Source organism: Amycolatopsis sp. NPDC051372, from assembly GCF_040682095.1.
Classification (GTDB): Bacteria; Actinomycetota; Actinomycetes; order Mycobacteriales; family Pseudonocardiaceae; genus Amycolatopsis.
In genome coordinates this window covers 1-2,917 of record NZ_JBFBAF010000091.1, presented here as the reverse complement: position 1 = coordinate 2,917, position 2,917 = coordinate 1, and the positions used below count along the sequence as shown (strand labels likewise).

Here is a 2,917-nt window from a genome sequence, read left to right as displayed (position 1 = left end):
CCATCACGAAGAGACAGCGCGGCAGCCGGTCGATTCGCCATACCGCATTCTGACACCCACCCAACCGTCAAACAACTAACGACACGCGACACTAGGTTGCTTCGACCCCCTGATCAAACGATTACGGATGGAACATCTTCGAGTGGTTGTGCGCCGCTTGTCCATGTGGACATTCACAACGGTCTCTTTGATCATAATTCTCGCGATTCTTATCCGGTAAATTCGGGGAGTCGCGAGTGCAACCGCCTTGCGGAGTCGTTGATCGCAGTAGTCGCCGCGCGCCGTGCGGGATCCAGCGGTCTGCGGGCGAGTCGTCGGCATTGCACTACAGGCACTCGGCAGACGGAATGCGGCATTGTGACTCAATCGAGCATAGGTGAGGAAACTTCATGTCGAGCGGATTCGAGCTCGTGCCGGATGAGCTTCGAGCGCACTCAGCCCACCTCGACGGACTGGTCGATCGGTTAAACCAAGCCATGTCCGCGGCGCGGAGCGTGAGTGTCGACAACTCCGCCTACGGCATCCTCTGCGCGTTCCTCCCGCCCGTCGTCAACGCCACGACCCAACAGCACGCGAACGACACCCTCGGCGCGGCGGTCAAGGGAATGAGCTCAACGGCGGACAACATCCGGACCGCCGCGGCGAGCTATGACCAGCAAGAGCACAGCGCCGCGACACCGTTCCGCAACGGCATCGATCTCAACGACGTCGGGCCAGGCTTGGTCCGCCCGACACCCCCGGAAGCCTCGTAGAAGCCCGCTGTTTCGCATCCGGCGCACAGGCATCCGGAACCGCAACCTCGATGATGTGAAGGACGACAAGGGTGAGCAATCCGCTGATGGCCCAGCCGGTGAGTTCGACGACACCATTCACCGGCGCATCGTTGCTGGAAGACGCCGCCGGCGTGAAGGACAGCATCGAAAGCGGTGACTGGGCTTCGGGTGTCCTGGGGATCGCGGACACTGCACTGGATGTTCTGGGGTTCGTCGAGGATCCGTTCGGCACGATCCTGGCTCAGGGACTGGGCTGGCTGATGGAGCACGTCGGCCCACTGAAGCAGGCGCTGGACGCGCTGGCCGGGAACCCCGACGTGATCACCGCGCATTCGCAGACCTGGCAGAACGTCTCCCAGGAGCTGACCTCGATCAGTGTCGACCTCGCCGATTACGTCACGGCGGACGTCGCCGGCTGGGAGGGGCAGGGGGCAGACGCCTACCGGCAGCAGGCCGGCGACATCGCCAAACTGCTGAGCGCGGCGAGCCAAGCGAGCGCCGGCACCGGCAGCGGAGTGGCCACCGCCGGCCAGGTGGTGGCCGCCGTGCGCGCGCTGGTGCGGGACACGATCAGCGAAGTCGTGGCACGCATGGTGTCCTGGGCGTTGCAGGTGGTCGCGACGCTCGGCATCGGATTGACATGGGTGGTGCCGCAATGCGTTCAACTGATCGCCAAAACCGCCGAGAAGATCGCTCGGCTGGTCAAGAACCTGATCAACGCGATCAAGACGCTGATCGGTTTGCTTGACAAGGCTGGGGGGCTGTTCGACCACGCCACGTCGGCGCTCCAGGCCATCGAACAGGGCACCGCAGCCACGAGCGCTGCGCCTAGCCTTCTGCCCGGTTTCTCGAATTATTCGATCAAGGCACGTCGTCCGTCAAGTGGCGGATCGGGTAGCTTGCCCCCCGTCGGCCCGCCCACCACACCCAGCAGCACGCCAGCGGCCAGATCGCCAGTCGGGTCGGGTTCCACGAGCGCCACCGGGCCCGATTCGAGGTCGCCGATGGCGCCTGAGGAGATCGACGCGCAAGGATACTTTCCCCAGCGACCGCAGCAGGGCCCCATCGGGGTGCATGGGGGTCCCCCGTACTCGTCCGCCCCCGAAGGCCCGTGGGCGACCCCCGTCCCAGAGGACGCCCACAACCACGTCATCTTCGGTGATCTGAAACCCGGCAGGAAACCGCCGGGGTTCACCGGCGGCCACGTTCCGGCGGTGAGCATTCCGCCCGACACCACGTTCCCCGCGGGACACGGCACCGGTATACGCCCGAATGGGAACCCCAATATTCCGCCACGGCCGCAACCGCTCCCGACTCCGCCGAACAGCGGTCTCATCGGCGGCCACGACCCCGCTGATCCCGGGGTGCCCGGCGTCTACAACCTTCCCAGGCCGCAGACCGTCGATACCGATGGAAAGACCTATACCAAGCCAGGCATTAGCACTACCTACCCGGACGGAATGCATCCCGGACTGGTGCAGAACAGCGGTAACCAGGCGTGGAACTTCGGCAACCCCAATGGCGGTTTCCAGCCGAACGGCCCGAAGACCAACAGCTTGGACCCAGCAGGAGGACGATGGCAGGGACAGGCCCAGATTCCGTTCACCCCGGTCTGGAACCCGGCCAGCGACCCCGGGCTGCCTCCGCACGGAGCAGCTGATCCCGACAACAAGTGGGCCGGGCGGATCATGAACGTTGACGGCTTCTACGGCGGCGACGGCGGCCCGAGGACCTACTGGCCCGACACGGACAGTCAACGCCCGCCCCAAACGTCTGGCTCGAGCAGCCCACGACCACCAAGGCGCTAGGAAGGTGACGTCTGTGCAACGGAAGTTTGGCCAGCGGTGAACGGTCTCTTCGGAATCAGCTCCTCGATCGAGATGTCGTTCGACTCACTGCGCAGACTCCGCATTGTCGCCCCCGAAACGCACTTGCCGCTGGCGGCGTGGCTGCACACCGATGTCCAGCCCAACATCGCCGGCCTCGACGAGCTAAGGGATGTCTCGTAACTGCTCTTGTGGTTTGTGGGACTGGTGTTGCGGATCAGGTTGCGAGGAGGATGTTGTGCAGATGCGCGATGCCGGAGACCGTGTCGTTCAGCGTGCTGGCGGCGCGGCGATAGTCGCGCAGGATCTTCCAGCACT

At 64.6% G+C, this 2,917-nt stretch carries 2 protein-coding genes and 1 pseudogene; 2 read left to right on the top strand and 1 reads right to left on the bottom strand.

Going from position 1 to position 2,917, the window contains the following annotated elements; all coding sequences use genetic code 11:
- The first annotated feature begins 389 nt into the window (after positions 1-389).
- Positions 390-752: a type VII secretion target gene (locus AB0M56_RS50430; RefSeq protein WP_364190771.1), complete on the top strand. Its 363-nt coding sequence runs from the start codon at positions 390-392 to the stop codon at positions 750-752.
- A gap of 71 nt (positions 753-823) precedes the next feature.
- Positions 824-2,581 (top strand): hypothetical protein, encoded by a 1,758-nt coding sequence (locus tag AB0M56_RS50425; RefSeq protein WP_364190768.1) that lies wholly within the window; start codon positions 824-826, stop codon positions 2,579-2,581.
- A gap of 235 nt (positions 2,582-2,816) precedes the next feature.
- Here AB0M56_RS50425 and AB0M56_RS50420 read toward each other — a convergent pair.
- Positions 2,817-2,917, bottom strand: a pseudogene (locus AB0M56_RS50420) (IS5/IS1182 family transposase); the annotation flags it as partial.